This window comes from Endozoicomonas sp. ONNA2 (assembly GCF_024606365.1).
Taxonomy (GTDB): domain Bacteria; phylum Pseudomonadota; class Gammaproteobacteria; order Pseudomonadales; family Endozoicomonadaceae; genus Endozoicomonas.
In genome coordinates, this window is record NZ_JAHHPO010000945.1 from 1 (window position 1) to 2,493 (window position 2,493).

A 2,493-nucleotide genomic window follows, 5' to 3' on the forward strand; every position below is an offset into this window, starting at 1 on the left:
ACTGTGTCTGGTGGGGTTATGTCTGGTTGCCGGATCAAAATCAATACCTCATGACCTGGTCATCGGGGCTCTCGCATTTTCCATACATGATCGTTAGATAGTTGATCATGGTCAGATTCTTTGTCAGCGTTGGTCGCGGGGCTGCTGTCACCTGTTGCCATACCTGCCAGTGCGACCACGGCCGGTTTATCATGGTAATGGTCAGAGTCAGTTTCAGGCTCGGTCAGTTCCTGGTACACAGGGCTGTCAGAAAGTGGACCAAGGGTGGGTTCATTGTCCGTGTCTGTCACAAGCAGGCGGCCAGCTGTTGCTGCACGGGCCATCCGATTCGCCCTGGCTATCGGTGTATTCATACTCGCTCAGTTCCTGGTACACAGGGCTGTCAGAGGGGTGCAGGGCAGGTTCTTGTTCAGAGTCCTCCACGGGAGTGCCGTCATCTGTTGCCATGTTTGCTTGTTGGTATACTAACCCCTGGTAAGGGCTTCGGGGGACAGGAGGCAGCGATATCAGGTTGAACAACAAGGGTTGGTAATGTTCCGGGGGCAAACCAGGCCGTGGTCTCCTGTTTTCTGACGTTTGGTGCCGGGGAAGCGCAGGCCGCTGTCCCCGGGTTCGGGGTTGGCTGCCCTCTGGCATGGGTTGCTCACGGTTACGGTTAGCATTAGTGGATGACCTGCAATAGCGGCAGGCGATCACACTAATAGCTCCGAGCAGCACAACAATGACCGAGCCCAGGGCGATAACGATTTTGGTGGAAGCATCCAGCGATGCCGCGAAGGGTATTTGTGTGACCACCGTCTCTGGAATTGGGGAAGTTGGCCGGGAATTAGCAAGGTTATCAAGACCATTATTAATGATTTTGCACTTTGGGGTTAGCAGGCTGCGATCAATATCTGCACAGAAATTATTATCCCACCAGGACTGACACCCCCGGGCGCTGCTTATTCTTTTGCGATTGACATTAACATTACAAATAACCGGATTTTTTCCTCCCGAGATATCCGCAGTGGCATGTCTGCTTGTAACGTTGCTATCAATCGCCCTGGTGTTGGTGATATTCCCTTTTGGCTCTCCTGCGCCAATACCGGCTGTTGCATATTCTCCCTCGGTGCTAACATCACAGTCCACTGCAATCGTGTTGTTAATTATTCCCTCTTTATCATCATTAGCGCCCGCACCAATACCGGCGTAAGCCTCAATGCCTGAGGTTTTAATCGTGCAGTTTTTTGCCGTCGTGTCGGTAACATGTCCAGAATTATCTCCTGCCCCAATACCAGCATCTGCTGCTTCCTCGTGGGTTTTCAGATTACAGTTAACCGCTGTCGTGTAGCTAACGTCACCCCCGATCGCTAATCCGGTCCCAATACCAGCAGCGGCTTCAATTCCATGAGTTGTCACATTACAGTTCACCGCTGTCGTGTGGCTAACAGTAACATCCCGGGTTGCTCCGGCCCCAATACCACCAGTTGCCCCATATAGGTTGGTGTACACCTCGCAGTTCACCGCTTTCGTGTGGCTGACAGCACCACCTTCCGGCGATGATCCGACCCCAATACCCGCATTTGCAGAATGGTATTTGGTTACCACTCGGCAGTGATTCGCAGTTGTCCTGGTAACAGTTCCTCCTATCTGATAACCCACCCCAACGCCAGCATCTGACTCTTCTCGGAAGGTTATCAGATTGCATTTGACCGCTGTCGTTTGACTAACAGTACTTTGTTGCGATTCTCCGGCCCCGATACCAGCATCTGCATAGTCCTGTAAAGTTGTCACATTGCAGTGATCTGCATATGTCCTGGTAACAATGCCTCCGTCAGCCTGAGAACCCACTCCAATACCGGCATCTGCAAGTTTTCTGGCTGTTTTAACAGTACAGTTCGTCGCATTTGTGTCGGTAACGACTCCACCTTTTGACATTCCAGCACCAATACCGGCTTTTGCCTTTTTTCCCTTTGCTTCAACACGACAATTTATTGCACGTGTGTTGGTAACTTTGCCTCCAGACAGATATCCCACACCAATACCAGCGTGTGAATTTGCACCGGAAGTGTCCACCCGGCAGTTCACCGCCCTTGTGTTGATAATCGTTCCCCTGTCACTAACGCTGCCTGCGCCAATAGCAGCATGCGCACCTCTGGTTTCAATGTAAGCATTTTCAACCCGAATATTACCGATTATGGCGTCGCCAGACATTTCACAAGCCGCTACCCCGGTTGGTTCCTCTGACGTTATATAGGCTTTAAAAAAGTTCAGGTTAGTGATCCTGCCATTACCGGTCAGATTTTTTACCAAACAGCTGGAGAGGTCGTAAATGGTAAAATCATCACCATCCAAATGGCCGTTAAATCCGTGGTTTTTATTGCCGATGGACCGGGCCAATTGGTTACCGTTGATATCCTTCGTCAGCTGATATTTTCCGCTACATGATGTCCCGTCAAGGCAGATCTTGTTCAGGTCATCGGTGTTATTCACTTTAATCCAGGAGTCAGGGGC

At 50.8% G+C, this 2,493-nt stretch carries 2 protein-coding genes; both read right to left on the reverse strand.

Annotation, left to right across the window (positions count from 1 at the left end; genetic code table 11):
- Positions 1–59 precede the first annotated feature (59 nt).
- Positions 60–290, reverse strand: a complete 231-nt coding sequence (locus tag KDK14_RS16790) for a hypothetical protein (protein ID WP_257266329.1) — start codon at positions 288–290, stop codon at positions 60–62.
- Positions 271–2,493 (reverse strand): ZmpA/ZmpB/ZmpC family metallo-endopeptidase-related protein (locus KDK14_RS16795; RefSeq protein ID WP_257266330.1); only part of this gene is annotated, 2,223 nt, incomplete at its 5' end. The genes KDK14_RS16795 and KDK14_RS16790, both read right to left, overlap by 20 nt.